Source organism: Bradyrhizobium shewense, assembly GCF_900094605.1.
In the GTDB taxonomy this organism is placed as follows: Bacteria; Pseudomonadota; Alphaproteobacteria; order Rhizobiales; family Xanthobacteraceae; genus Bradyrhizobium; species Bradyrhizobium shewense.
In genome coordinates this window covers 302,527-325,621 of record NZ_FMAI01000003.1, presented here as the reverse complement: position 1 = coordinate 325,621, position 23,095 = coordinate 302,527, and the positions used below count along the sequence as shown (strand labels likewise).

Annotated in this window: 25 protein-coding genes and 1 pseudogene; 18 read left to right on the top strand and 8 right to left on the bottom strand. The window is 64.5% G+C overall.

What is annotated here, in order from left to right; genetic code table 11:
- Positions 1-67: 67 nt before the first annotated feature.
- Entirely contained in the window at positions 68-688 is a 621-nt protein-coding gene (locus GA0061098_RS08465; RefSeq protein WP_091955899.1) for a pyridoxamine 5'-phosphate oxidase family protein, read from the bottom strand.
- Positions 689-806: 118 nt separating this feature from the next.
- Here GA0061098_RS08465 and GA0061098_RS08460 point away from each other — a divergent pair, with 118 nt between their 5' ends.
- Positions 807-1,691, top strand: a complete 885-nt coding sequence (locus GA0061098_RS08460) for a LysR family transcriptional regulator (protein WP_091955898.1) — start codon at positions 807-809, stop codon at positions 1,689-1,691.
- Between the two features lie 133 nt (positions 1,692-1,824).
- Here the strand turns inward: GA0061098_RS08460 and GA0061098_RS08455 are convergent, their stop codons facing one another.
- Positions 1,825-2,244, bottom strand: a complete 420-nt coding sequence (locus tag GA0061098_RS08455) for a PaaI family thioesterase (RefSeq protein WP_091956036.1) — start codon at positions 2,242-2,244, stop codon at positions 1,825-1,827.
- A 233-nt stretch (positions 2,245-2,477) separates the two neighbouring features.
- A complete protein-coding gene (gene pobA, locus GA0061098_RS08450; RefSeq protein ID WP_091955897.1) occupies positions 2,478-3,647 on the bottom strand; it encodes a 4-hydroxybenzoate 3-monooxygenase in 1,170 nt (389 codons plus the stop codon).
- A 263-nt stretch (positions 3,648-3,910) separates the two neighbouring features.
- Here pobA and GA0061098_RS08445 point away from each other — a divergent pair, with 263 nt between their 5' ends.
- The 9 genes from GA0061098_RS08445 to GA0061098_RS08405 all read left to right on the top strand — a co-directional run bounded on the left by GA0061098_RS08445 (position 3,911) and on the right by GA0061098_RS08405 (position 12,846).
- Complete coding sequence (locus tag GA0061098_RS08445) at positions 3,911-4,927, top strand: TRAP transporter substrate-binding protein (protein WP_091955896.1); 1,017 nt, start codon at positions 3,911-3,913, stop codon at positions 4,925-4,927.
- A gap of 183 nt (positions 4,928-5,110) precedes the next feature.
- Complete coding sequence (locus GA0061098_RS08440) at positions 5,111-5,620, top strand: TRAP transporter small permease (protein WP_018321429.1); 510 nt, start codon at positions 5,111-5,113, stop codon at positions 5,618-5,620.
- Positions 5,621-5,622: 2 nt separating this feature from the next.
- Positions 5,623-6,942, top strand: coding sequence for a TRAP transporter large permease (locus GA0061098_RS08435; RefSeq protein ID WP_028142146.1), 1,320 nt, complete (start codon positions 5,623-5,625; stop codon positions 6,940-6,942).
- A gap of 11 nt (positions 6,943-6,953) precedes the next feature.
- Positions 6,954-7,415, top strand: a complete 462-nt coding sequence (locus GA0061098_RS08430; RefSeq protein WP_091955895.1) for a DUF3237 domain-containing protein — start codon at positions 6,954-6,956, stop codon at positions 7,413-7,415.
- Positions 7,416-7,694: 279 nt separating this feature from the next.
- A complete protein-coding gene (locus GA0061098_RS08425) occupies positions 7,695-8,504 on the top strand; it encodes a crotonase/enoyl-CoA hydratase family protein (protein WP_028142148.1) in 810 nt (269 codons plus the stop codon).
- Positions 8,501-10,384 (top strand): feruloyl-CoA synthase, encoded by a 1,884-nt coding sequence (locus GA0061098_RS08420; RefSeq protein ID WP_091955894.1) that lies wholly within the window; start codon positions 8,501-8,503, stop codon positions 10,382-10,384. The genes GA0061098_RS08425 and GA0061098_RS08420 overlap by 4 nt, the downstream gene beginning before the upstream one ends.
- 27 nt (positions 10,385-10,411) lie before the next feature.
- Positions 10,412-11,173, top strand: a complete 762-nt coding sequence (locus GA0061098_RS08415; protein WP_091955893.1) for an SDR family NAD(P)-dependent oxidoreductase — start codon at positions 10,412-10,414, stop codon at positions 11,171-11,173.
- A gap of 12 nt (positions 11,174-11,185) precedes the next feature.
- Positions 11,186-11,605: an acyl-CoA thioesterase gene (locus GA0061098_RS08410; protein WP_028142151.1), complete on the top strand. Its 420-nt coding sequence runs from the start codon at positions 11,186-11,188 to the stop codon at positions 11,603-11,605.
- A gap of 89 nt (positions 11,606-11,694) precedes the next feature.
- Complete coding sequence (locus GA0061098_RS08405; RefSeq protein WP_091955892.1) at positions 11,695-12,846, top strand: ABC transporter substrate-binding protein; 1,152 nt, start codon at positions 11,695-11,697, stop codon at positions 12,844-12,846.
- A 322-nt stretch (positions 12,847-13,168) separates the two neighbouring features.
- Here GA0061098_RS08405 and GA0061098_RS08400 read toward each other — a convergent pair whose 3' ends face one another.
- Both GA0061098_RS08400 and GA0061098_RS08395 read right to left on the bottom strand, forming a co-directional pair.
- Positions 13,169-13,897, bottom strand: a complete 729-nt coding sequence (locus tag GA0061098_RS08400; protein WP_028142153.1) for a glutathione S-transferase family protein — start codon at positions 13,895-13,897, stop codon at positions 13,169-13,171.
- Between the two features lie 38 nt (positions 13,898-13,935).
- Positions 13,936-14,196 carry a hypothetical protein gene (locus GA0061098_RS08395; RefSeq protein WP_018321420.1) on the bottom strand — a complete coding sequence of 87 codons (261 nt, stop codon included), beginning with the start codon at positions 14,194-14,196 and terminating at the stop codon, positions 13,936-13,938.
- A 112-nt stretch (positions 14,197-14,308) separates the two neighbouring features.
- Here GA0061098_RS08395 and GA0061098_RS08390 point away from each other — a divergent pair, with 112 nt between their 5' ends.
- On the top strand, positions 14,309-15,007 hold the full coding sequence (locus GA0061098_RS08390) for a helix-turn-helix transcriptional regulator (protein ID WP_026202551.1): 699 nt from the start codon (positions 14,309-14,311) through the stop codon (positions 15,005-15,007).
- A gap of 18 nt (positions 15,008-15,025) precedes the next feature.
- Positions 15,026-15,349: a YkgJ family cysteine cluster protein gene (locus GA0061098_RS08385; RefSeq protein ID WP_091955891.1), complete on the top strand. Its 324-nt coding sequence runs from the start codon at positions 15,026-15,028 to the stop codon at positions 15,347-15,349.
- Here GA0061098_RS08385 and GA0061098_RS44810 read toward each other — a convergent pair.
- A complete protein-coding gene (locus tag GA0061098_RS44810) occupies positions 15,346-15,744 on the bottom strand; it encodes a hypothetical protein (protein WP_165637236.1) in 399 nt (132 codons plus the stop codon). The genes GA0061098_RS08385 and GA0061098_RS44810 overlap by 4 nt on opposite strands.
- Before the next feature lie 273 nt (positions 15,745-16,017).
- On the bottom strand, positions 16,018-16,365 hold the full coding sequence (locus tag GA0061098_RS08375) for a DUF3307 domain-containing protein (protein WP_049801962.1): 348 nt from the start codon (positions 16,363-16,365) through the stop codon (positions 16,018-16,020).
- 405 nt (positions 16,366-16,770) lie between these two features.
- On the opposite strand from GA0061098_RS08375, the gene GA0061098_RS08370 reads away from it, so the two are divergent.
- The 4 genes and pseudogenes from GA0061098_RS08370 (at position 16,771) to GA0061098_RS08355 (ending at position 20,765) form a co-directional block, all read left to right on the top strand.
- On the top strand, positions 16,771-18,216 hold the full coding sequence (locus GA0061098_RS08370; protein ID WP_091955889.1) for a TAXI family TRAP transporter solute-binding subunit: 1,446 nt from the start codon (positions 16,771-16,773) through the stop codon (positions 18,214-18,216).
- Positions 18,217-18,462: 246 nt separating this feature from the next.
- Positions 18,463-18,676 (top strand): annotated as a pseudogene (locus tag GA0061098_RS08365) (hypothetical protein).
- Positions 18,677-18,858: 182 nt separating this feature from the next.
- The gene (locus GA0061098_RS08360) at positions 18,859-19,965 is read left to right on the top strand and encodes a cyclic nucleotide-gated ion channel (RefSeq protein WP_091955888.1); all 1,107 of its coding nucleotides are present in this window, start codon (positions 18,859-18,861) and stop codon (positions 19,963-19,965) included.
- A 14-nt stretch (positions 19,966-19,979) separates the two neighbouring features.
- Complete coding sequence (locus GA0061098_RS08355; RefSeq protein ID WP_091955887.1) at positions 19,980-20,765, top strand: enoyl-CoA hydratase/isomerase family protein; 786 nt, start codon at positions 19,980-19,982, stop codon at positions 20,763-20,765.
- A gap of 206 nt (positions 20,766-20,971) precedes the next feature.
- Here GA0061098_RS08355 and GA0061098_RS08350 read toward each other — a convergent pair whose 3' ends face one another.
- Positions 20,972-21,616 carry a glutathione S-transferase family protein gene (locus tag GA0061098_RS08350; protein ID WP_091955886.1) on the bottom strand — a complete coding sequence of 215 codons (645 nt, stop codon included), beginning with the start codon at positions 21,614-21,616 and terminating at the stop codon, positions 20,972-20,974.
- Between the two features lie 87 nt (positions 21,617-21,703).
- Here GA0061098_RS08350 and GA0061098_RS08345 point away from each other — a divergent pair, with 87 nt between their 5' ends.
- Complete coding sequence (locus GA0061098_RS08345; protein ID WP_091955885.1) at positions 21,704-22,684, top strand: helix-turn-helix transcriptional regulator; 981 nt, start codon at positions 21,704-21,706, stop codon at positions 22,682-22,684.
- A 138-nt stretch (positions 22,685-22,822) separates the two neighbouring features.
- Complete coding sequence (locus tag GA0061098_RS08340; protein ID WP_091956035.1) at positions 22,823-23,071, top strand: hypothetical protein; 249 nt, start codon at positions 22,823-22,825, stop codon at positions 23,069-23,071.
- Positions 23,072-23,095: the final 24 nt, after the last annotated feature.

Here is a 23,095-nt window from a genome sequence, read left to right as displayed (position 1 = left end):
GATGCTTCGCATCGAATCCACCCTCTCCCACAAGGGGAGAGGGTGCACCGTGCGCGTAGTTCGAAAATCAACCCGCCTTCTCCTTCAGCGCCGCGACCTCCGCCTCCAGCTCTGCAATCCGCGCATCCCTCGCCGCCAGCGCCGCGGCAACATCGCCCGCATCGAACTTCTGCGGAATGTGCTGCGGGCAATTGGTGTCCCAGGCTGCGATCTTGAACAGGATCACCTGCTCCGGCCGCGCGCGGTAGCCCTTCGGCATCAGCGACGTCGTCAGCGCCTCGTCGTCCTCGACCACGCGCGCCTCGCCCCAGATCTTCACGCGGCGGCGATGGGCGTAGTCCATCACGAAGATGTAGGCCTTGGGATTCTCCGACAGGTTGCCCTGCGTCAGATATTGCTGGTTGCCGGCATAGTCGGTGAAGGCCAGCGTTTGCTTGTCCAGGACCTTGAGGAAGCCCTTCGGGCCGCCGCGATGCTGGATATAAGGCTGGCCGTCCGCCGAAGCGGTGGCGAAGTAAAAGCTGTTGGCCTCAGTGAGGAAGGCCTCGAGGTTTTCATCGACCTCAGTGCGCCAGCCGCGCTGCTCGACGCGGCCATAGGCCTCGCGCGACCCCTTGCGCGCCTGGATCGCCTTCACCGCGGGGGTGAAGGCCACGTCGCTGGCATAGGTGTGGGCTGCTGTCGCCATCGGAACATCTCCTAATTCCGTCGCATCGCTGCGTCTTCGACCACCAAAATGGACCTTTCGCCGACTAAAACAATCTACCCGCTTGACACTTCATCGTTGCAATATATGCAATAATGACATGGACCGCCTTGAAGCCATGCACGCCTTCGTCACCGTCGCCGATCTCAGCGGCTTTGCGCCGGCGGCGCGCAAGCTGCACCTGTCGCCCTCGGCGGTAACGCGACTGATCGCGGCGCTGGAGGAGCATCTCGGCGCCCGGCTGTTGCAGCGGACCACCCGACAGGTGAGATTGACCGACGTCGGCACGCGCTATCTGGAGCGCGCGCGGCGCATCCTCGCCGATGTCGAGGAGGCCGACGGCTCCGCGCGGGAGGAGCGCAACCGGCCGAGCGGACGGTTGGTGGTCTCGGCGCCGGTCGGCTTCGGCCGGCTGCATGTCGGGCCGGTCATGACCGACTATCTCAAGCGGTATCCCGGGGCGGGCGGGGAATTGCGCTTGTCCGACCATCTCGTCAATCTCGTGGAGGACGCCGTCGATGTCGCGGTGCGGATCGGTCATCTCGCCGATTCCTCGCTGGTGGCGCGCCAGGTCGGTGAGATGCGGCGGATCGTGGTGGCGACGCCGGGCTACCTGAAGCGTCACGGCGAGCCGAAGACGCCGGACGCGTTGCTTGAACACCAGACCATTCAGTTCGGCCCGTCCGCCAGCTGGCACTTCGTGCACGACGGCCGCGACATCGAGGTCGCGCCATCGCCCCGCTTCATCAGCAACAGCGCCGACGCCGCCCTGCAATACGCCGAAGCCGGCGGCGGGGTGACGCGCGTGCTGGCCTATCAGGCCGCCGAGGGGCTGAAGCGCGGACGGCTGAAAATCGTGCTGGCGAAGTACGAGCAGCCGGCGCTGCCGATCCACATCATCTACCCGACCTCGCGCCTGCTCTCGGCCAAGGTGCGCGCGTTCGTCGATCTCGTGGTGGAGACGGCGGAGTGGAGGTTTGGGTAGGTACGTGTCCCGGACGCGCCGCGGAGCGGCGCAGAGCCGGGGCCCAGAAGACGGCAGGGTGCCATGTCGAGACATGGGCCCCGGCTCTGCGCAGCAGCGTTGCACGCTGCAGCGCGTCCGGGACACGGAGAGATCACCCCTTCTTCGGCACCACCCGAAACGTGCCGCTGGCGCGCGCGATCACGGCATCGTCGGCCTTCACAAGGCACTGCGCAAAGCAGATCGTCTTGCCGGTCTTGATCACGTCGCTCTCGATCGAACACCACTGGCCGATCTCGGCGGAGCCGGCAAAATCGACCGAAAGCGAGACCGTCACGAACGACGTGGTCCAGTTGGTCACCAGCGCACAACTATAGCCCATGGCATTGTCGGCGAGCGCCGCGATGAGGCCGCCATGGATCAGCCCGCGGCCGTTGGTGTGGGGCCTGGCCAGCCGGAGGCCGATGATGACGGCCTTGTCGGTGTTCTTGGAGTAAAGCGGCTCCCAGGGTTCGGTGAGAGGGCTCTTGCGAAAGAGCGGTTCGAAGCCGGCGGGAATGTCGGTGGCGGTCATGGTTGTCTCGCGTTGCCGTGTCGTCAGCATTGAACGCGATGGCGATGACGGTTGCATCAATTACAAAGTTTTAAACGGGATTTGCTCGCGTGTTTGAAACACGGGTGGCGCCACAATGACCGAGCCGTAGGGTGGGCAAAGCGAAGCGTGCCCACGCGCTTTCGCAATTATGGGAAGTGGTGGGCACGGCGCAAGGGCGCCTTTGCCCACCCTACGGCACCGTCGGCCCCGTCCTAAAACGGCAACCCGACATAATTCTCCGACAGCGACGTCATCGCGGCCTGCGACTGCGTGACGTAGTCGAGCTCGGCGAGCTGAATGCGCGCGCCGATGGTGCCGGTGTCGGGGAATTTGTGCAGCATCGAGGTCATCCACCAGGAGAAGCGCACCGCCTTCCAGACCCGCGCCAGCGCCGTGGTGGAATAGGCGTCGATGCCGGCGCTGGATTTCTCGTCGTAGAATTCGCGCAGCGCGCCCGACAGATAATGTGCGTCGCTGGCAGCGAGATTCAGTCCCTTGGCGCCGGTCGGCGGCACGATGTGGGCGGCGTCACCGCACAGGAACATCCGGCCGAAGCGCATCGGCTCGGCGACGAAGCTGCGCAGGGGCGCAATGCTCTTCTCGATCGAGGGGCCGGTGACGAGGCTATCGGCCGCCTCCTGGTCGAGCCGGCGCTTCAATTCGTCCCAGAAGCGGTCGTCCGGCCATTGGTCGACATGGTCGTCGAGCGAACACTGCACATAGTAGCGGCTGCGTCTGGTCGAGCGCATGGTGCAAAGCGCAAAGCCGCGGGCGTGGTTGGAGTAGATCAGCTCATCGCTGACCGGCGGCGTCTCCGAGAGGATGCCAAGCCAGCCGAACGGATAGACCCGTTCGAACTCCTCGATCGCCCCGGCCGGGACGCTGGCGCGGCTGACGCCGTGAAAACCGTCGCAGCCGGCGATGAAATCGCAATCGATCGCGTGGGTGACGCCGTCCTTGACCCAGGTTACGCGCGGGTGACTGCCGTCGAAATCATGCGGCTGCACGTCCCTGGCCTCGTAGACCGAGATGAGACCGGCAGCTTTGCGCGCGTTCATCAGGTCGAGCGTGACCTCGGTCTGGCCGTAGATCATGACCGTCTTGCCGGTCGCCGCCTTCATGTCGATGCGGTGACGGCGGCCGGAAAAGGCGAGCTCGATGCCTTCATGCACCAGGCCTTCGGCATGCGCCCGCGCACCGGCGCCGATCTCGTCGAGCAGCGCGACGGTTCCCTCCTCCAGCAAACCGGCGCGGATGCGACCGAGCACGTAATCCGGGCTCTGCCGCTCCAGAATGACATTGTCGATGCCGTATGCGTGCAGCAGTTGCCCAAGCAACAATCCGGCCGGCCCGGCCCCGATGATTGCGACTTTTGTCCGCAATACTTGCTCCTTCCGATCCTGTAGGCTTTGCTCGTGGCTCGCTTGTCGCGTTGCTCCGCGCACGATAATTATATCATATAACGGTTGGGCAAAAGGGGAGGGCCGTCGCCGGGCAGCGACAAATCCATGCAGCATGGCTGACGCAGACGGCGCGGCGAAGTGCGCGTCAGTTCCGGCTTGAACGCGCCGGCCGATTAGATAACATGTTAATTAAAGAGACCGGGCCATCGAAGCCCGCCGTCGAAAACAGGGAGAGACGTGTGATGAGGAAAGCCTGTCTGGCGTTGCTGCTGGCCGCAAGCGTGACGCCTGCCTTCGCGCAGGACAAGACCTTCGATTTGAAGATCTCGCATTGGGTGCCGGCTTCGCATCCGCTGCAGAAGTCGCTGGAAGACTGGGCTGCCGCGGTCGAGAAAGATTCCGGCGGCACCATCAAGGGCAAGGTGTTTCCGGCCCAGCAGCTCGGCAAGGCGTTCGACCATTACGACATGGCGCGCGACGGCATCGCCGACGTCACCTATGTCAATCCCGGCTACCAGCCCGGCCGCTTCCCGATCGTCGGCGCCGGCGAACTGCCGTTCCTGATCTCGGACGCCAAGGGCGGCTCGATGGGGCTGGACGCCTGGTATCGCAAATATGCCGAGAAGGAGATGAAGGACGTCAAATACTGCCTCGCCTTCGTCCACTCGCCCTCCTCGTTCCATTCCAAGACCAAGAAGATCGTGCTGCCCGAAGACGTGAAGGGCATGAAGATCCGCCCGGCGCACGCCACCATGGCGAACTTCGTGACGTCGCTCGGCGGCACCAATGTGCAGTCCTCGGCGCCTGAGGTCCGCGACATCATCGAGCGCGGCGTCGCCGACGGCGTCACCTTCCCCTGGGGTTCCCTGGTGCTGTTCGGCATCGACAAGGTGACCAAATACGACATGGAGGCGCCGCTCTACACCACGACCTTCGTGTTCGTGATCAACAAGGACAAGTACAACGCGATGTCCGACAAGCAGAAGGCCGCGATCGACAAGAACTGCTCGGTCGAAATGGCGGGCGTGGTCGGCGAGCACTGGGGTAAGTTCGAGGATGCCGGCATCGACAAGGTGAAGGCGGAATCCGGCCACGAGGTCTACAAGCTGGCACCCGAGCAGACCGCTGCCTGGAAGAAGGCTGCCGAGCCGCTGGTGAAGACCTGGTCTGACGGCGCCAAGAAGGCCGGAGCCGATCCGGACGCCGCGCTCGCGGACCTCAAGACCTCGCTGAAGAAATACAACGCGCTGGCGGAGTGAGGCCCATACTCGCTCGACCTCTCCCGCTTGCGGGAGAGGTCGGCGCGGAGCGCCGGGTGAGGGCTCTCTCCCCTTGGGGAGTCTCTCTGTGGAGGCACCCCAATCCAACCCTCCCCCGCAAGCGGGAGAGGGAGCGCAGCACGGTCGTGGATGCAACGCACTCATCTTGAACAGGACCACCCCATGAAGCGCTCCTGGATGGACCGCATCATCGACACGATCGAATGGATCGCGGCCGGCTTCGTCGGCATCGTCGCGCTCGACATCTTCCTGTCGGTGCTGCTGCGCAACACGCTGAATTATTCGATCCCCGATTCCTTCGACATCGGCCGCATGCTGCTCGGCATCCTGATCTTCTGGGGCATCGCCGCGACCTCCTATCGCGGCACCCACATCACGGTCGACCTCGTCTGGGGCAATGTCGGACCGCGCCATCAACGCTGGATCGACGTGTTCGCAACCCTGGTGCTGCTGTTCGTCGTCACGGTGCAGACCTGGACACTGTTCGACAAGGTGCGCGGCACCTACAACGACAATGTCCTGACCTTCGACATGCACATGCCGACATGGCCGTTCTTCGCGATCGCCTGGGTCGGTGACGTCTGTGCCGTGCTGCTGATCGCGATCCGCACCTACCGCCTGATCTTCCACCCCGAAGACATGCACGATCCCAAATTGAAGGCGACGGAGTAATCATGAGCACCGATGCCGTCGCCGTAATCGGCTTCGTCTCCCTGTTTGTCCTGATGCTGCTGCGCGTGCCCGTCGGCATGGCGATGGGCCTCGTCGGCGTCTCCGGCTTCGCCTATCTCGTCAACGGGACGGCGGCCCTGAAGCTGGTCGGTCAGACCTCGATGCGTACGGTGACCGACTACACCTTCGGCGTCATCCCGATGTTCCTGCTGATGGGCTCGTTCGTGTCCAATTCCGGCATGAGCCGCGAGCTGTTCCGTGCGGCCAACGGTTTCGTCGGACATTTGCGCGGCGGCCTCGGCATCGCCACCGTCGGGGCCTGCGGCGGCTTTGCCGCGATCTGCGGCTCGTCGGTTGCGACCGCCGCGACCTTCTCGGCCGTCGCCTATCCCGAGATGCGCCGTTTCGGCTATCCGCAATCGTTCGCCACCGGCGTGATCGCGGCGGGCGGCACGCTGGGCGCGATGCTGCCGCCCTCCACGGTGCTCGCCGTCTACGGCATCATCACCGAGCAGGACATCGGAAAGCTCTTCATCGCCGGCATCATCCCGGGCCTGCTCGCGATGAGCATGTACATGATCACGATCTTCCTGATCGGCTATTTCCGTCCCGACTTCCTGCCCAAGGGCAAGGTGACGCCGTGGCGCGAGCGCTTTGCCGGCCTGAAGGAGATCTGGGCGCCGGTGCTGCTGTTCATCTTCGTGATCGGCGGCCTCTACGGCCTGCCCTATTTGCCGCGCTTCACGCCGACGGAAGCCGGCGGCGTCGGCGCCGCCGGCGCGTTCATCATCGGCGTGCTGACGGGCCGGCTCGACCGCGAGAAGATCCTGGCCTCGCTGCTGCAGGCGACGCGCACCGCCGCGGCGGTGTTCACGGTGCTGATCGGCGCGCTGATCTTCGGCTATTTCCTCACGGTGACGCAGACGCCGCAGAAAGTGACCGAATTCCTCACCGGCCTCGGTCTCGGCAGCTACGGCGTGCTGGCGCTGATCATGGTGATGTACCTCGTGCTCGGCTGCCTGATGGACGCCATGGCGATGATCATCCTCACGGTGCCGATCATCTTCCCCGTCATCACGCATCTCGGCTTCGACCCGATCTGGTTCGGCGTCATCATCGTCATGACCGTCGAGCTCGGCCTGATCCACCCGCCGGTCGGGATGAACGTCTTCGTCATCAAGAGCGTGGTGAAGGACGTTTCCTTCTCCACGATCTTCAAGGGCGTGATTCCGTTCGTGGTCACGGACCTGATCCGCCTCGTGATCCTGATCGCCTTCCCGCTGCTGGCGACCTGGCTGCCGACGCGGATGATGGCGCATTGACAGGGTGAAGCATGACGACACCGACGCTCGAGACGAAGTACGTCTTCACCATCACCGCGCGCATCGGCGACGTCGTCACCGCCGGCGAGACCGGCATCGGTGTCCGCCGCATCATCCCGATCATCGGCGGTGAGGTCACGGGCGCGATATCAGGCAAGGTGCTGCCGTTCGGCGCCGACTTCCAGATCATCCGGCCCAACGAGCTGATCGACCTGGAGGCAAAATACGCCTTCGAGACCGACGACGGCGCCATCGTCTATGTCGAGAACAAGGGCATGCGTTTCGGACCGGTCGAGCTGCTGCAGAAGCTCAAGCGCGGCGAGCCGGTCGATCCCAAGCTGATCTATTTCCGCACCGTGCCGAAATTCGAGACCGGGCACGAAAAGTATCGCTGGTTGATGGAGCACGTTTTCGTCGGCTCGGCGGCGCGGCATGCGGATCGCGTGGTGATCGACGTGCATCAGGTGATGTGACCACATACTCCGCTCGTCGTCCCTGCCTAGTGCGCAATTGCGCACGTGGCGCAGGGACCCATACCGCGGAATCTATCGATTGCGGGCGGTGGGAGTACCGAACGGCAAGTCTTCGCCAAATCTCTCCCTGGGGTTATGGGTCCCTGCGTTCGCAGGGACGACATCGAATTTGGGGAAGGATTTTACCCCCTGACCGGCTTTCCGGAACTCCAGAACTCAGCCCCTCCTTGACTCCCCCAAAATTCGTTATACAACATAACTATTCTGACAAGGACGCAAATGACACAGGGAAACGCCGAGACCGCTGACGCGGGTGCCTCCGGGCTATTGAGGATCGAGCGGGCGGACCGGGTTCTGACCGTGGGTCTGAACCGGCCGGCCAAGCGCAATGCGCTCAACGACGGCATCATCCTGGAAATCGGCGAGTGTTTTGCGTCCCTGCCCGAGGATATCGGCGCGGTCGTCATCCACGGCATCGGCGATCATTTCTCCAGCGGCCTCGACCTCTCCGAACTGACCGAGCATGACGCGACCGGCGGCCTGCTCCATTCCCAGATGTGGCACCGGGTGTTCGACCGCATCCAGTACAGCCGCGTCCCCGTGATCGCAGCCCTGAAGGGCGCCGTGATCGGCGGCGGGCTGGAGCTTGCCTGCTCGGCGCATATCCGCGTCGCCGAGCCCTCGACCTATTTCGCGCTTCCAGAGGGCCAGCGCGGCATCTTCGTCGGCGGCGGCGGCTCGGTGCGGCTGCCGCGGCTGATCGGCGTTGCCAGGATGATGGACATGATGCTGACGGGCCGCGTCTACAGCGCAACCGAAGGCGCCTCCTACGGCTTCGCGCAATATGTCACGGAGGCCGGCAACGGGCTCGGCAAGGCGATGGAGCTTGCGACCAAGGTCGCCTCGAACGCGCCGCTGACGAACTTCGCCGTGCTCCAGGCGCTGCCGATGATCGCGGAGGCCAATCCGCAGACCGGCCTGCTGATGGAATCGCTGATGGCGACCGTCGCGCAGAGCGACAAAGAGGCAAAGCGCCGGATCCGCGAGTTCCTCGAACACAAGACCGCAAAGGTAAAGCCCAAGTCATGAGCGCGCAGCCGTCCTCTTCCAGCATGGAGCGCGGCGCGAGCACTTTCCCGCTGCGGCCCATTTCATTCGGCGACCCCGTCGTCGACATCGAACGCCGCGACGACGGCACGATCTACCTCAGGCCGAAACAGCCGCTCGGCGACTATCCGGTTCGCCTCACCGACCGTCTGCATCACTGGGCCAGTACCACGCCGGACCGTGTCTTCATGGCCGAGCGCGAAGGCGGCCGCGGCTGGCGCAAGATCACTTACGCCGAGCTGCTCGTCGCCAGCCGTCACATTGCGTCGGGCCTGATCGCGCGCGGCCTGTCGGCGGAGCGGCCGGTCGTCATCCTCTCCGGCAATTCGATCGATCACGCATTGCTGGCCTTCGGCGCGTTCTATGCCGGCATTCCGTTTTGCCCGGTGTCGCCGGCCTATTCGCTGGTGTCGAAGGATTACGGCAAGCTTTCTTACCTGATGAAGCTGCTGACGCCCGGCCTCGTCTTCGCCGAGGATGCCGACAAGTTCGCCGATGCGCTTGCCGCCAACGTCTCGCTCGGCACCGAGATCGCCGCGTCCTACGGCCAGGTGCCGGGCCGCGACGTCACCACGCTCGCCGACCTCATGGCGACGCCGATCCGCGGCGATCTTGACGATGTCCACGGCAAGATCGGCCCCGACACGATCGCGAAATTCCTGCTGACGTCGGGCTCGACCGGCAACCCCAAGGCCGTCATCAACACCCAGCGCATGATCTGCGCCAACCAGGTGATGTTGCGCGAGACGCTCGCCTTCCTCAAGGACGAGCCGCCCGTCATCATCGACTGGTTGCCCTGGAATCACACCTTCGGCGGCAACCACAATATCGGGCTGACGCTCTACAACGGCGGCTCGATGTATCTGGACGCCGGCAAGCCGATGCCCGGCGGCATCGAGGAGACCGTAAGCAATCTCCAGGAGATCTCACCGACGGTCTATTTCAACGTGCCCAAGGGCTATGAATCACTGCTGCCCTATTTGCGCGATGACCAGGGCCTGCGCGCAAAGTTCTTCGACCGGCTGCACGCGATGTTCTTCTCCGGCGCCGCGCTGTCGCCATTCATCTGGGACAGCCTCGACGAGCTCGCGGTGAAGGAAAAAGGTTATCGGGTGCCGATGCTGACCGGGCTCGGCGCCACCGAGACCGCGCCGTTCTTCATGTCGGTCAATCCGCGCACCAGCCGCTCCGGCCATGTCGGTCTTCCTGTTTCGGGCAACGACGCAAAACTGGTGCCGAACAACGGCAAGCTGGAAGTGCGCGCCAAGGGGCCGAACGTCATGCCCGGCTACTGGCGCCAGCCCGACATCAGCGCGAAATCCTTCGACGAGGAAGGATTTTACAAGATGGGTGATGCGCTCAAGCCCGCCGATCCCGAGGATCTCAACGCAGGCTTCGATTTCGACGGCCGTGTCGGTGAAGACTTCAAGCTCGCCAGCGGCACCTGGGTCAGCGTCGGCCCGCTGCGCGCGCGCCTCACGGCGGCCTGCGCCCCGCTGGTACGCGACGTCGTCATTGCCGGCATCAATCGTGACGAGGTCTCGGCGCTGGTCGTGCTCGACCTCGACGGTTGCCGGCTGATCAACCCGACGCTGCCGACCGACGATCTCGTCGTCGCGACGCGCGACCGGCTGGTGCGCGAGGCTTTTCGCGAGCGCCTGACCCGTTTCCTCAGCCAAGCCACGGGTTCCTCGACCCGGATCACGCGCGCGATCCTGATGGACGCGCCGCTCTCGATCGACAAGGGCGAGGTCACCGACAAGGGCTCGATCAACCAGCGCGCGGTGCTCGAGCATCGCACCGAATTGATCGAGGAGCTCTACGCTGCCAATCCGTCGGACCGTGTGATATCGGTCGGCTAACCCGGACATAAGCTACAGGAGAACGCCATGTTGTTGAAAGATCAGGCAGCCATCGTCACCGGCGGCGCATCGGGACTGGGCGCTGCCACCGCGCGAAAACTTGCGGCGCAGGGCGCCAAGGTCGCAGTGTTCGACCTCAATGCCAAGCTGGCGGAAACCGTCGCCGCCGAGATCAAGGGCGTCGCCGTGACCTGCGACGTCTCCGATGCCGCTTCCGCTGAAGCTGCGATCGCGCAGGCGACCAAGGCTCTTGGCGCGCCGCGCGTGCTGGTCAATTGCGCCGGCATCGGCGTTGCCAAGCGCGTCGTCGGCCGCGACGGCCCGATGGCGCTCGCCGATTTCGACAAGGTGATCAAGGTCAATCTGATCGGCACCTTCAACATGCTGCGCCTGGCCGCGACCGAGATGTCCAAGCTGGAGCCGCAGGCGACCGGCGAGCGCGGTGTCATCATCAACACGGCCTCCGTTGCCGCTTATGACGGTCAGATCGGGCAATCAGCCTATTCGGCTTCCAAGGGCGGCATCGTCGGCATGACGCTGCCGATCGCGCGTGAGCTCGCGCAGTTCGGCGTCCGCGTGCTGACCATCGCGCCCGGCCTGTTCCTGACCCCTCTGCTCGCGAACCTGCCGCAGGAAGCCCAGGACTCGCTCGCCGCCGCCATCCCCTTCCCGCGCCGGCTCGGCCATGCCGACGAGTTCGCCGCGCTCGCCCTGCACATGGTCGAGAACTCCTACCTGAACGGCGAAGTGGTGCGCCTCGACGGCTCGCTGCGCATGGCGCCGAAATAAGGCGCGCGACACATGTTCGTGAACCGGCGCGACGTACAGATCCAGTGGGGTGATTGCGACCCCGCCAACATCGTCTACTACCCGCGCTATTTCGCGATGTTCGACGATTCGACCTCGACCCTGTTCGAGGTCGCCGGATTCTCCAAGCAGGATCTGGTCCGCAAGTACGGCCTGGTGGGCATCCCGATGGTCGACACGCGATCCAAGTTCTACATCCCCTCGACCTATGGCGACTGGATCACCATCGAAACGAAGATCGAGAGCATCAAGCGATCGAGCTTCGAGGTGAAGCACAACGTCTACAAGGGTGACGCGCTGGCGATCGAGGGTTTTGAGACCCGCGTCCTCGTCGGTCGCGATCCCGTTAACCCCGACAAGCTGAAATCGGCACCGTTCCCGGCGGAAATGGTAGCCAAATTCACGGGGAGTTAAGTCCGGAGCTAATCGCCGCATCGCCAAAAGAGGGGGCTGAATTACCCCCCGATTTCTGCTTTCAAAGAAACACGTAAAGGGAGGAATAGATGAAACGCTTTTACCTGACCGCCGCCATCACCGCGGCGACGCTTGCCCTGCCGGCGCTGCCCGCGCTGGCTCAGACCAGCGAAATCACCATCGGCATCACCACCACCACGACCGGCCCCGGCGCCGCGCTCGGCATTCCCGAGCGCAACGCGCTGGAATTCGTGCCAAAGGAGATCGGCGGCGTGCCGCTGAAGGTGATCGTGCTCGACGACGGCGGCGATCCCACCACCGCAACCACCAACGCGCGCCGCTTCGTGACCGAATCCAAGGCCGACATCATCATGGGCTCGGCGCTGACGCCGCCGACGATCGCGGTCTCCAACGTCGCCAACGAAGCCGGCATTCCGCATTTCGGCCTGGCGCCCTTCCCGATCACGCCCGAGCGCATGAAGTGGTCGGTGGCGATGCCGCAGCCGATCCCGATCGTGGGCAAGGTGCTGTACGAGCACATGAAGAGCAAGGGCGTGAAGACGCTCGGCTATATCGGCTATTCCGACTCCTATGGCGACCTCTGGTTCAACGACCTCAAAGCCCAGGCCGTGCCGATGGGCATGACCATCGTCGACGAGGAACGCTTCGCCCGTCCCGATACGTCGGTGACCGGACAGGTGCTGAAGCTGGTCGCCGCCAACCCGGATGCGATCCTGGTCGGCGCGTCGGGCACCGCGGCCGCGCTGCCGCAGACCGAGCTGCGCGAACGCGGCTATCAGGGCCTGATCTACCAGACCCATGGCGCAGCCAGCATGGACTTCATCCGCATCGCCGGCAAAGCGGCCGAAGGCGTGCTGATGGCGTCGGGTCCGGTGATGGACCCCGAGGACCAGCCGGACGAAGCCGCCACCAAGAAGCCGGGTCTCGCGCTCAACGCCGCGTATGAGGCAAAGTACGGCCCGAACAGCCGCAGCCAGTTCGCTGGCCATTCCTACGACGCCTTTGAGATCCTCAAGCGCATCATCCCGACCGCGCTGAAGACCGCAAAACCCGGTACGCCGGAATTCCGCGAAGCGATCCGCCAGGCCTTGCTGACGGAGAAGGAACTGGCGGCAAGCCAGGGCGTCTACAACTTCACCGAAAAGGACCGCTACGGCCTCGACGAGCGCTCGCGCATCCTGCTGACGGTGAAGAACGGCAAGTACTCGCTGGTGAAGTAGGCATAGTGAAAGTTTCGAGACGACGAGAGCCGGCCCAATGGGCCGGCTCTTTTGCTTTTGCGGCTGAGATCGAGCAACCGCGTGTGAGAAATCAAATCGGATTCGGGCCAACAACATCTCTCTCTCCGTTCCCTCCCCCCTTGTGGGGAGGGGCAGGGAGGGGGGTGCAACACGGGGATTCCTTCCGTCGAGCACCAGCTCTCGGCACGTCATCAACAACCGACACCGTTTCCTGAGCGACCCCTCTCCCTAGCCCTCCCCCACAAGGGGGGAGGGAACGCACCTTCGTCGGAGCGCTGGCGGGGGTCTCGATCATCAGGCGCTAAGCCGCCTGCCGCAGCGGGGTCCAGGCGAACTCCGGATAGTAATTGTCCATCATGCGATCGACATAGGCGGTGAGGTTCGGAAAGCCCTCGGCGCGCTCGCGCAGGGCCGATTCGAAGAATGGCGAGAGGATGCCGGCGAGCATACCGAAGGCGGTGGCATCGACGCCGCAGGGCTTGTTCCCCATCAGATACGATTTGTCGCCAAGCTGCACCGAGAGCGCGAACAGCGAGCGCACGGCGAGCTCGACATCGTCATCGGGCCCATGGCGGCCGAGGCCCGAGAGCAGATAGTTCTCGGCGACGCGGAATTGCGCATCCTCGCGCAGTTTCTCGCGGTTGTGCTCCGGTGCGCCGTCGAAGAAATGCGCAGGCCCCTTGGCGAAATTGACAGGATCGACCCAGCGCGCGCCGACCAGGCCCCAGTAGATGTGGTGCTCGATCATTCGCTCGAACGCCCAGGCCTGCGCGCGGTCGGTCAGCGACAGCCCGGCATCGAAATCGAAGCCGTATCGGCGCTCGATATGGGCGCGAATGAAGGTGGAATCGGCCACCGCCTCGCCGCCATCGTCGATGAAGGGCAGCTGCCCCTTGGGCGAGGCGGGCGGCATTGCCCGCTCCTTGCGGTAGGGCAGTCCCGCCATCTTGAGCTGCACTTCCGTCTTGGTGACGAAGGGGCTGATTTCCGGCAGGCCGAAGCCGGTGCCAAATCCGTAGAGCGTGATCATGAAAGCTTCTCCTGAACCACCGAAAAAGTTGACGGAACCTAGTGCCGGGCTGCTGCCACCATGGTGGCAGCAGCCGTGATATCTTCTGCGAAACGGGCCCCCCGCCAGGCACGGCCCATCACGTGGCGGACCAGCGCGTCCGCGGCCTGGATCAGCGGGCGTGCCACCACGCTTGCGAGGGCAAACCGGAGGTCGACGGCCATGAGATCGAGCGAAACGAGGCGGCCGAACGCCGAGGCGGACCACGCCTGTGCCCGCAACATCGGAATAGCCGGGCCGAAATGGGTCGGAATGATCATGGACAAATCCTCTTCAGTCGATGTGTTGTCCCGGTATAGAACCCCCCTGCTGCCAACATCCTGTCAGCAGCCGCGCGCCGCCTTCTGAAAAGATCACCGACAAGGGACCCGCATGAGACGCGCCGACCGGCTGTTTCAAATCATCCAGGTGCTGAGGCGCACGCGTAAGCCGCTGACGGCGGACGCCATCGCGGCCGAGCTCGAGACCTCGAAGCGCACGATCTATCGCGACATCGCGACGCTGATCGGCCAGCGCGTGCCGATCCGCGGTGAAGCCGGCATGGGCTACATCCTGGAAAAGGGATTTGATCTCCCGCCCTTGATGCTCACGCCCGACGAGATCGAGGCGGCGGTGCTCGGCGCACAATGGGTCGCCGGCCATGCCGATTCGGCACTGGCGCGCGCGGCCGAAGATCTGATGGCCAAGATCGCCGACACCGTGCCTGAGCGCCTGCGTCCCTTCGTGCTGGAGCCGGCGAGTCGGGCTCGGCCGAGCTGGAACAGGGAGCCGGACCGCCTGGACATGGTACGTACGCGCACCCAGATCCACGAAGGCAAGAAGATCATGCTGCGCTATCGCGACGAGCAGGGCCGCGCCAGCGAGCGCATGATCTGGCCGATCTCGGTCGGCTATCTCGAAGCCGTGCGCCTGCTGGCAGCCTGGTGCGAGCTACGCGGCGACTTCCGCAGCTTCCGCACCGACCGCGTGGTCGACGCCAACTATCTCGACGAGAGATACCCCGAGCGGCGCGACGTGCTTCGCGCGAGATGGCGGCAGAGCCTGGTCTGGGGCCCGCCCAAAGACACCTGACAAGGACATGTGAGGACGATGGAAGAGATTTCCCCCGTCGATCTGTCGAGCGTTTGCCAGAGTTGCGGCGCCTGCTGCGGCTATTCGGCGAACTGGCCGCGCTTCTCGATCGAGAGCGATGAAGAGCTTGCCGCGATTCCGGAGGCGCTGGTCAACGACCGCCAATCCGGCATGCGTTGCGAGGGCGATCGCTGTTCGGCCTTGCAAGGGGATATTGGAAAAGCGACCGCATGCGGCATCTATGCGGTGCGACCGGAGGTGTGCCGCACCTGCATGCCGGGGGACGCCGAATGCGCGATGGCGCGGCGGAAGTTCGGGCTTCCGGCTATCGAAGCAAGTTAGGCCGGAACGGCTTCGCCGATTTCGTCGTCGATCTCATCGTCCAGCGGTGCGAGCACCGAGAGCGGCTTGGTCGACAGCGTGATCGGCTTGCGCCCGCCCGACAGCGACGGCGTGGATTTCGCCGTGCCTTCGCGCGACAGCGCGTAGAGCGTCGAGCCGACACGGCCGCCGTTCTCGATCAGATCGCGCTCGTTGCAGCTCCCTGCGATCGCGACCGCCAGCGAATGCAGATGGCTGCGGCGATAGCAGAACAGCGCCAGCCTGGCGCGCGCGTCAGGGGAAACACTCTCAACCAGCCTCGGCAGGCCACTCTCGCTGGCGCGATACATCTCGCCAAGGAGCTCGTCGCGAACCGGGCAGAAATCGCTTTCAAAAGTGTCGCGGCTTGAAAACATTGCAGTTCTCCCTCGTGTGCGGAAGATGCAGCGCAATTCTCTAATGAAAGGTTAACCACGCTGCCCGGTAGTCACCCGGGGTGCTTGCGCGCTCGCCGCGAATCCGAGGCGGCGAAGAGCTTCCCCGCGGCCATCCTTCGAGACGCCCGCCTTCGGCCGGCTGCTCAGGATGAGGTCTGGAGCTGCTGAAAGACACTATCCCCTCATGGTGAGGAGGCGCGTGGCGCCGTCTCGAACCATGCAGGCCCGACCGTCGCCCCGAGGCCACTACCCTCAGTTCGCAGCCATGAAGATGGAGAGGCCGAAGCCGGTGAGATGATGCAGGGCCTGGTCGACGCCGATCAGGGTCCAGAACCAGGGATGCGCAAGGTCGACGCCGAAATTCGCCGAGACCAGTCCCTTGGCGCGGTCGATCGTGATGTGGATCACGAAGTCGATAAAGGCCACGAACCAGAATTTCGGCGCGACGATCAGGATCAGCGGCAGCGCAACCGCAAGGTGAATCAGGCAATGCACCAGAAGCGGCAGGGCCCAGCCGTGCTTCTGGTCTTTGCCGTGCGCCATCCAGGCGGTCTGAAGGACGAAATCGGCGATGATGTGCTTGAAGGTGAGCAGCAACATCCAGCCAATGAGCGCTTCGACCGGAATCGCCGATGACATGGGTGGAAACGACAAAGCCGACGCCCTCATTGAGGTGACAAGAAAAATTGGAGCGTTCAGCGCAACTTCTTCTTGGACCGGTCAAATCGCCGGGACCTTCGATTTATGACATCTCCCGCGGCGGAATGCAGCCGGGGGGAACCGGAAAATCGCCAAGTGTGGCTAACCGGTGATAGGATGACCTTTTCGCCGCGTCCGCGTCGAGTAAGGTTACCCTCGGCTCGAAATTTGCATTCCGGTCCCGGCGCGCTATCATTGCCGGCACAGAATATCGTTCTTTTTTCAGACGTTTAGGAATTGCAGGGCGCCCGCCGCGATCATGTCCGCGAGCCGCCCCTCACCGGAGAATAAGGCCAGAGTGCTGCCATGAGTACTGAAGGCCCCACGACATCCCCGATCGAGCCGCCGTCGCGGCGTCCCAAGGTGATCAAGACCAATCAGCAACAGGTCTTCCTCTACGTCGTGCTGACCCTGCTGCTGTCGCTCGCCACCGTCTGGGGCGGCCGTGCCATGCTGCACAATTCGGAGACGCTGACTTTTGCCGTCGGCGCTCCCAACAGCGACGAGGCGCTGTTCGCGGCAAAGTTCGCCGCCCTGCTGAAGTCCAACGCCTCGCGCTTCCGGATCAAGGTCGTCAACAACGCCGACAACGCCAAGGCGCTCGTGCAGTTCGACCGCAAGCAGGCCGATCTCGCCGTGCTGCGTACCGACGCCAAGGTGCCGCTGCGGGCGCGCACGCTCGCGATCCTCGAGCACGACCTCGTGCTTCTGCTCGGCCCCGGCAACAAGAAGATCAAGTCGATCGCCGAGCTGAAGAAAAAGAAGGTCGCCGTTCTCGCCGAGAACGAATCCTCCCTTGCCTTCGTCCGCGGCATCCTCGACATCCCCGACGGTCCGGACGCCGCCAAGATCCAGATGGCGCCGCAGGGCACGACGCTCGACAAGCTGTTTGCGCCGTCAAACGGCTTTGGCGCGGTGATCGCCCTCGTTCATGCCTCCAGGGCGGTGCGCGACAAGGCCTATGAGCAGGTCGCCAAGCGCGGCGGCTTCACGCTCAACGCGATCGACGAGGCCAAGGCGCTGGCGCGCAAGCTCCCGGGCATTTCCAGCGAGACGCTGACGGCGGGCACGCTGTCGACGTCGCCGCAAATTCCCGATGACGATCTCGACACGATCGGGCTCGAATGGCTGCTGGTCACGCAATCCAGGATGTCGCCATCCACGGCGGGCGAGCTGGCGCGCACCATCTACGAGAACAAATCCGCGCTCGGGCTCGACAACGGCTTTGCCAGCAGAATTGAGCCGGCCTCGACCGAAAAGGACGCCTTCGTGATGGCGCACCAGGGGGCGGCCGACTACATCAACGACGACACCAAGTCGTTCATGGATAAGTACAGCGACTTGATGTATCTGGGCGCCGCCGCGCTCAGCGTCATCGGCTCGATCTTCGCGGCGATCTACGCCAAGATCACCCGCATCGCACCGGAGAAGGCCAGCGAGCTCTCCACCGCCATCCTCGACATCGGTGAGCGGATCGAGCACGCCCACTCTCTGGATCAGCTCGAATGTCTCCAGGACGAGCTGGAGGGCATTTTACGCGGGGCAGTCATTGGGCTCAGAGACGGCACGATCAGCACCGACGGGCTCGACACCTTCAAGCTCGGCTACGAGTTCGTCCGCGACGAGATCGGCATGCGTCGCGACTATCTGAAACGCCATGCCGGCGAAACCGAGAAGACGGTGCAGGGCGGCGGCCCTGCCCAGCACGACGACAGCAATGTCGTGGTGGTGAAGACCGCCCAGAGCGCCTGACGGCCGCCCGGTTGGGCCGCCCATCAATCTCTTGTCCCGGACAAGCCGCAATGCCGAAGGCGTTGCGGCGCCGAGCCGGGACCCAGGAACCGCAGCTTGCGCCGCTGGATGGCCCCCGGCTCTGCAGCGCATCACTCCGTGCTGCGCTGCAGAGCCGGGGCACGGGAGGGAGATCGTGACGATCGCCCGTCTGGAACCCAGCCCATCTGCAACCGTTGGTTTCCGGTTGCAACCGGAGACCGCAGCATGCGTGCACTCCTCATCATCCTCCTTCTGGGAAGCGGCGGCCGGCTACTTCGCCTATTCCGCAATGGCGGTCGAAGGTGAGCCGATCCCGACGGAAGGCTATGTGGCGCTGGCACTGGGCGCGGGGTTTTCCGTCATTGTCGGCGTCGGGCTGATGGTGCTTCTGTTCTTCAGCAGCCGCCGTGGCTACGACGAGCCGCCGCATTTCAGGTAGCCACCCCGCCGGCAACGGCCGTGCCGATCCGCGGGCTCGGTGCAGCGGCGCCGATGATGCTGCCTGCTGCCGTCGCCCGCGTTGACGGCCCTCGTTCGGGCAGGCACCTTGGCGCCGACGTCGCAGCCGGGACCCCGTAGACTTGTCCTAAGACTGATCTCAAGATCGAGCCGCCTTTCCGCATGTCCAAGCCGCTGATTTCCGCTCTGGCCCAGTTTGCGGCCGCCACGGCCGGCCGCAACATGACCAAGGCGGCCTATGTGGCTGTGACCGTCGGCGTGCTCAGCATGGTGCTGCTGTCGGACAAGGGCGCCCAGGAGGCGCACGGCTGGATCAACGCCCTGCTCTGGACTTGCCTCGCCTATTTCGTGTTCGAATGGCTGGTGCGGCTGCGCCACATGACGCAGCAGGGGCGGCTGTCGCTGTACATGTCCTCCTCCGCCGGGCTGGTCGATGCGATCGGGGCGCTGGCGGTGCCGGTCGCGCTTCTCCTCGGCGCCGAGCCGAAGACAGCCTGGCTGCTCAGCGTGCTCTGGGTGCTGAAGGTGGTGCCGGGCATCCCCGGCCTGCGGCAGCTTCGCCGCGTGCTGGTGCTGGAATCGGGCCCGCTGCTCAGCGTGCTCGTGATCTTCCTGATGGTGGTCTTCCTCGCCTCCGTCGCCGAATATTTCCTGGAGCGGGACGTGCAGCCCCAGACTTTTGGCAGCGTCCCCGCCGCGCTGTGGTGGGCCGTCGTCACACTCACGACCACCGGCTACGGCGACGTCGTGCCGGTCACGCCGCTCGGGCGCATCGTGGCGGCCGCGGTGATGATCTCCGGCCTCGGCGTGTTCGGCCTTTGGACCGGTATTTTGGCGACCGGATTTGCCGCCGAGACGCGGCGCGACAATTTCCTCAAGACCTGGGAATCCGTCAGTAAGGTGCCATTCTTCGCGGCCCTCGGGCCCTCCGCGATTGCCGACGTCACTCACATGCTGCGGACCATGGAGCTGCCAGCGCGCACCCTCATCATCCGCAAGGGGGCACAGGGCGACTGCATGTATTTCATCGCCGCCGGCGAGGTCGAGGTCGAGCTGCCCGGCAAGAAAGTGCAGCTCGGTGAAGGCGCCTTCTTCGGCGAGATGGCGCTGCTCGGCAACAACATGCGCGGCGCCAACGTCTCGACCACGAAAGTGTCGCGGCTTCTGGTGCTCGACCTCGTCGACTTCCGCGTGCTGATGGCACGACATCCCGATCTCGCCGAGACCATCGACGCCGAGGCGAAACGGCGCGCACTCGAAAACAAGTAAAAAAGGAGACAAGAATGTCGGACATCACCGACGCAGCCACCGCCCCCGTGCTCGAACGCGACGGCGCCCGCGCCACCATCCGCCTCAACCGGCCCAAGCATCTCAACCGGCTGCAGGCCGAGGACCTCGACGAGCTCGTCAGGCTGTTCGACCTGGTCGAGGCGGCTCCTGATATCCGGGTGCTGGTGCTGACCGGCACCGGACGCGCCTTCTCCGCCGGCTATGACCTCAATTCGGTCGCCGAGCGCGCCGTCAGCGCCAACGAGCAGCAGAGCGCGGGCTCTGCATTTGAGGTGGTCGTCAACCGGCTGGAGGATCTGGGCGTGCCGACGATCTGCCGGCTCAACGGCGGCGTCTATGGCGGCTCGACCGACCTCGCGCTCGCCTGCGATTTCCGCATCGGCGTCGACACCGCCGAGATGTTCATGCCGGCGGCGCGGCTCGGGCTGCATTATTACAGAAGCGGCATCAAACGCTACGTCACCCGGCTCGGCGTCGACAATGCGAAGAAGCTGTTCCTGACGGCGGTGAAGATCAGCGCGCCGGAGATGCTGCGCATCGGCTATCTCACCGCGATGGTGCCGGTGGAATTCCTCGACGAGGAGGTCGACAAGCTCGCCAACATCCTCGCCGGCAATGCCCCGCAGGCGATGCGCGGCATGAAGCGCGCGATCAACGAATTCGCCCGCGGCGAGCTCGATGACCGCGCCGCCGACCAGCGCCACCGCGACAGCATGCGCGGCGACGAGATCAAGGAAGGCATCAAGGCGTTTGCGGAGAAGCGACCGCCGAGGTTTTGAGGGGATTGGTCAGGGAGTACGAGCGCGCGGCAAACGCAACTGTCGTCCCGGACAAGCGAAGCGCAGATCCGGGACCATAACCACAGGGAGTGGTTATGGAGCAAAGCTGATCGCTCCGGGTCTTCGCAAAATATCTCCCTGTGGTTATGGGTCCCGGGTTCGCGCTACGCGCCCCCCGGGACGACAGTGGAGATTGAGGCGCCTGCTCAGCCCCCAACCGCCTTCGCATGCTGCGCCGCCATCTCGTCGTCCGCCGCATTGATGCGCTGGAATGCAGGCCGTGCGGTCATGCGTTCGGCATAGCGGACGAAAACGTCCTTCTTCGGTACGATGCCGAACATCATGGTCCAGCTGAACGCCACGCCCCACAACACATCGGCAGCCGTCATCCGCTCGCCGAGCAGATACGGCCCCTTCGATAGCTGCGCTTCGAGCGCGCCGAGCATAGTGTCGTAGTCGGCATAGGGCGACTGCGTGATCGGCGCCGGCTCGCGCTGCATGAACTTGTCGATCAGCGCCGGCTCGAAGGATGAGCCGTAATAGGCGATCCAGCGCAGATAAGGACCGCGCAGCGGATCGTTCAGCGCGGGCGTCAGACCTGCCTGCGGGAAGAGATCGGCGAGATGGATGGTGATCGCGACCTGCTCGGTCACCAGGGCATCGCCGTGGCGAATCGCCGGGACCTTGCCGAGCGGATTGATGGCGAGATAAGCGGGCTGACGCTGCTCGCCGGCCTTCATGTTGAGGACGTGCAGATCGTAGGGCGCACCCAGCTCCTCCAGCAGTACCCGCGTGCCGGTGGCGCGGCTTTGCGGCGAGTAATACAGCGTGATGCGGTTCGAATCGGTCATGGCAGGTCTCCATCGGGCCAGCGGGCGATGGGCAGCTTGTAGCGGGCCATACCTGACATCCTGTGTCAGGTATGGTTTAAGCAATCCATGCGCGCGAGCCGAATGTTGTCGATCCTCACCACCCTCCAGGCCAGGGGGCAAGTCACCGCGCCCGAACTTGCGGAAGCCTGCGAGGTCTCGGTCCGCACGATCTATCGCGACATTGACGCGCTCGCGGCATCAGGCGTTCCCGTTTACGCCGACCGTGGCGCGGAGGGCGGCTATCGGCTGCTCGACGGCTATCGCGTGCGGCTGAACGGCCTGTCGCAGAGCGAGGCCGAGACGCTGTTCCTGGCGGGCTTGCCGGGCCCGGCGGCGGCGCTCGGGCTGGATGCGGCAATGATCGCCGCGCAAAACAAGCTGATGGCGGCGCTGCCCGTCCATCTGCGCCAGGATGCCAGCCGGATGCAGGAGCGCTTTCATCTGGACGCGCCGGGCTGGTTCGGCGAGGCCGAAGAGCCGAAGCATCTGCGCACGATTGCCGGCGCGGTGCTGCGCGGGACACTGATCAAGATCCGCTACCAGAGCTGGCGCGCTGAGAAGCAGCGTCGCCTCGCGCCGCTCGGCCTCGTGCTGAAGGGCGGGAGCTGGTATTTCGCCGGCCAGGTCGACGCCAGCGTGCGCACCTATCGCGTCGCGCGCGTGCTCGACTGCACGGCGCTCGACGACGGCTTCGATCGTCCCGCCGATTTCGATCTCGCCGCCTACTGGCAGGCCGCGACGCTGCGTCTCGAGGCCGAGATGCATCCCAATGTCGCGATCGTCCGGTTGTCGCCGTTCGGCGTCAAGCTGCTCGACGCGCTGAGCCAGCCGTACATCAAGGCGCGCACGCAGCTCGAGGAGACCGTTGATGCGGACGGCTGGCGCATTGCGCGCGTGCCTGTTGGCAAGACGTCCTGGCACGCCGCGGCCGAATTGTTGCGGCTCGGCCCCGAGGCCGAGGTGCTGGAGCCCGCCGACCTCCGCGACAAGATGGCGGAGCTAACGCAGGCGATGGCCGCGCGCTATCGCGCGGCGCGCAAAACATGAGGCCGGCATATTTCGCCGCAGCCCACGAAACATTCCTGAAACACGATTCTCCTCCTCCCGGGTGAACGCATTCGCGTCTCGGCCCGACCGAGATGCAGGGACACAACAACGGCCTTAGCGCCACACTGGAGAATGAAGATGTTTCGTAAGCTTGCTCTCGGTCTGATCGCCGCCGGTTCGCTCGGCGTTGCCGCTCTCGCGCCCACAGCCGCCTCGGCTGGCGGTTTCCACCATCACCATTGGGGTCATGGCTGGGGTCCGGGCTGGGGCTTCGGCGGCGTCTACGTCAACACCGGCGTCAGCAACTGCTACCAGGAGCGCCTCGTTCAGACCCGCCATGGCATGCGCGTCCGCGTCGTGAATGTCTGCGCGTACGGGATCTACTGATATCTCGCCTTCCAAACAAAGCTC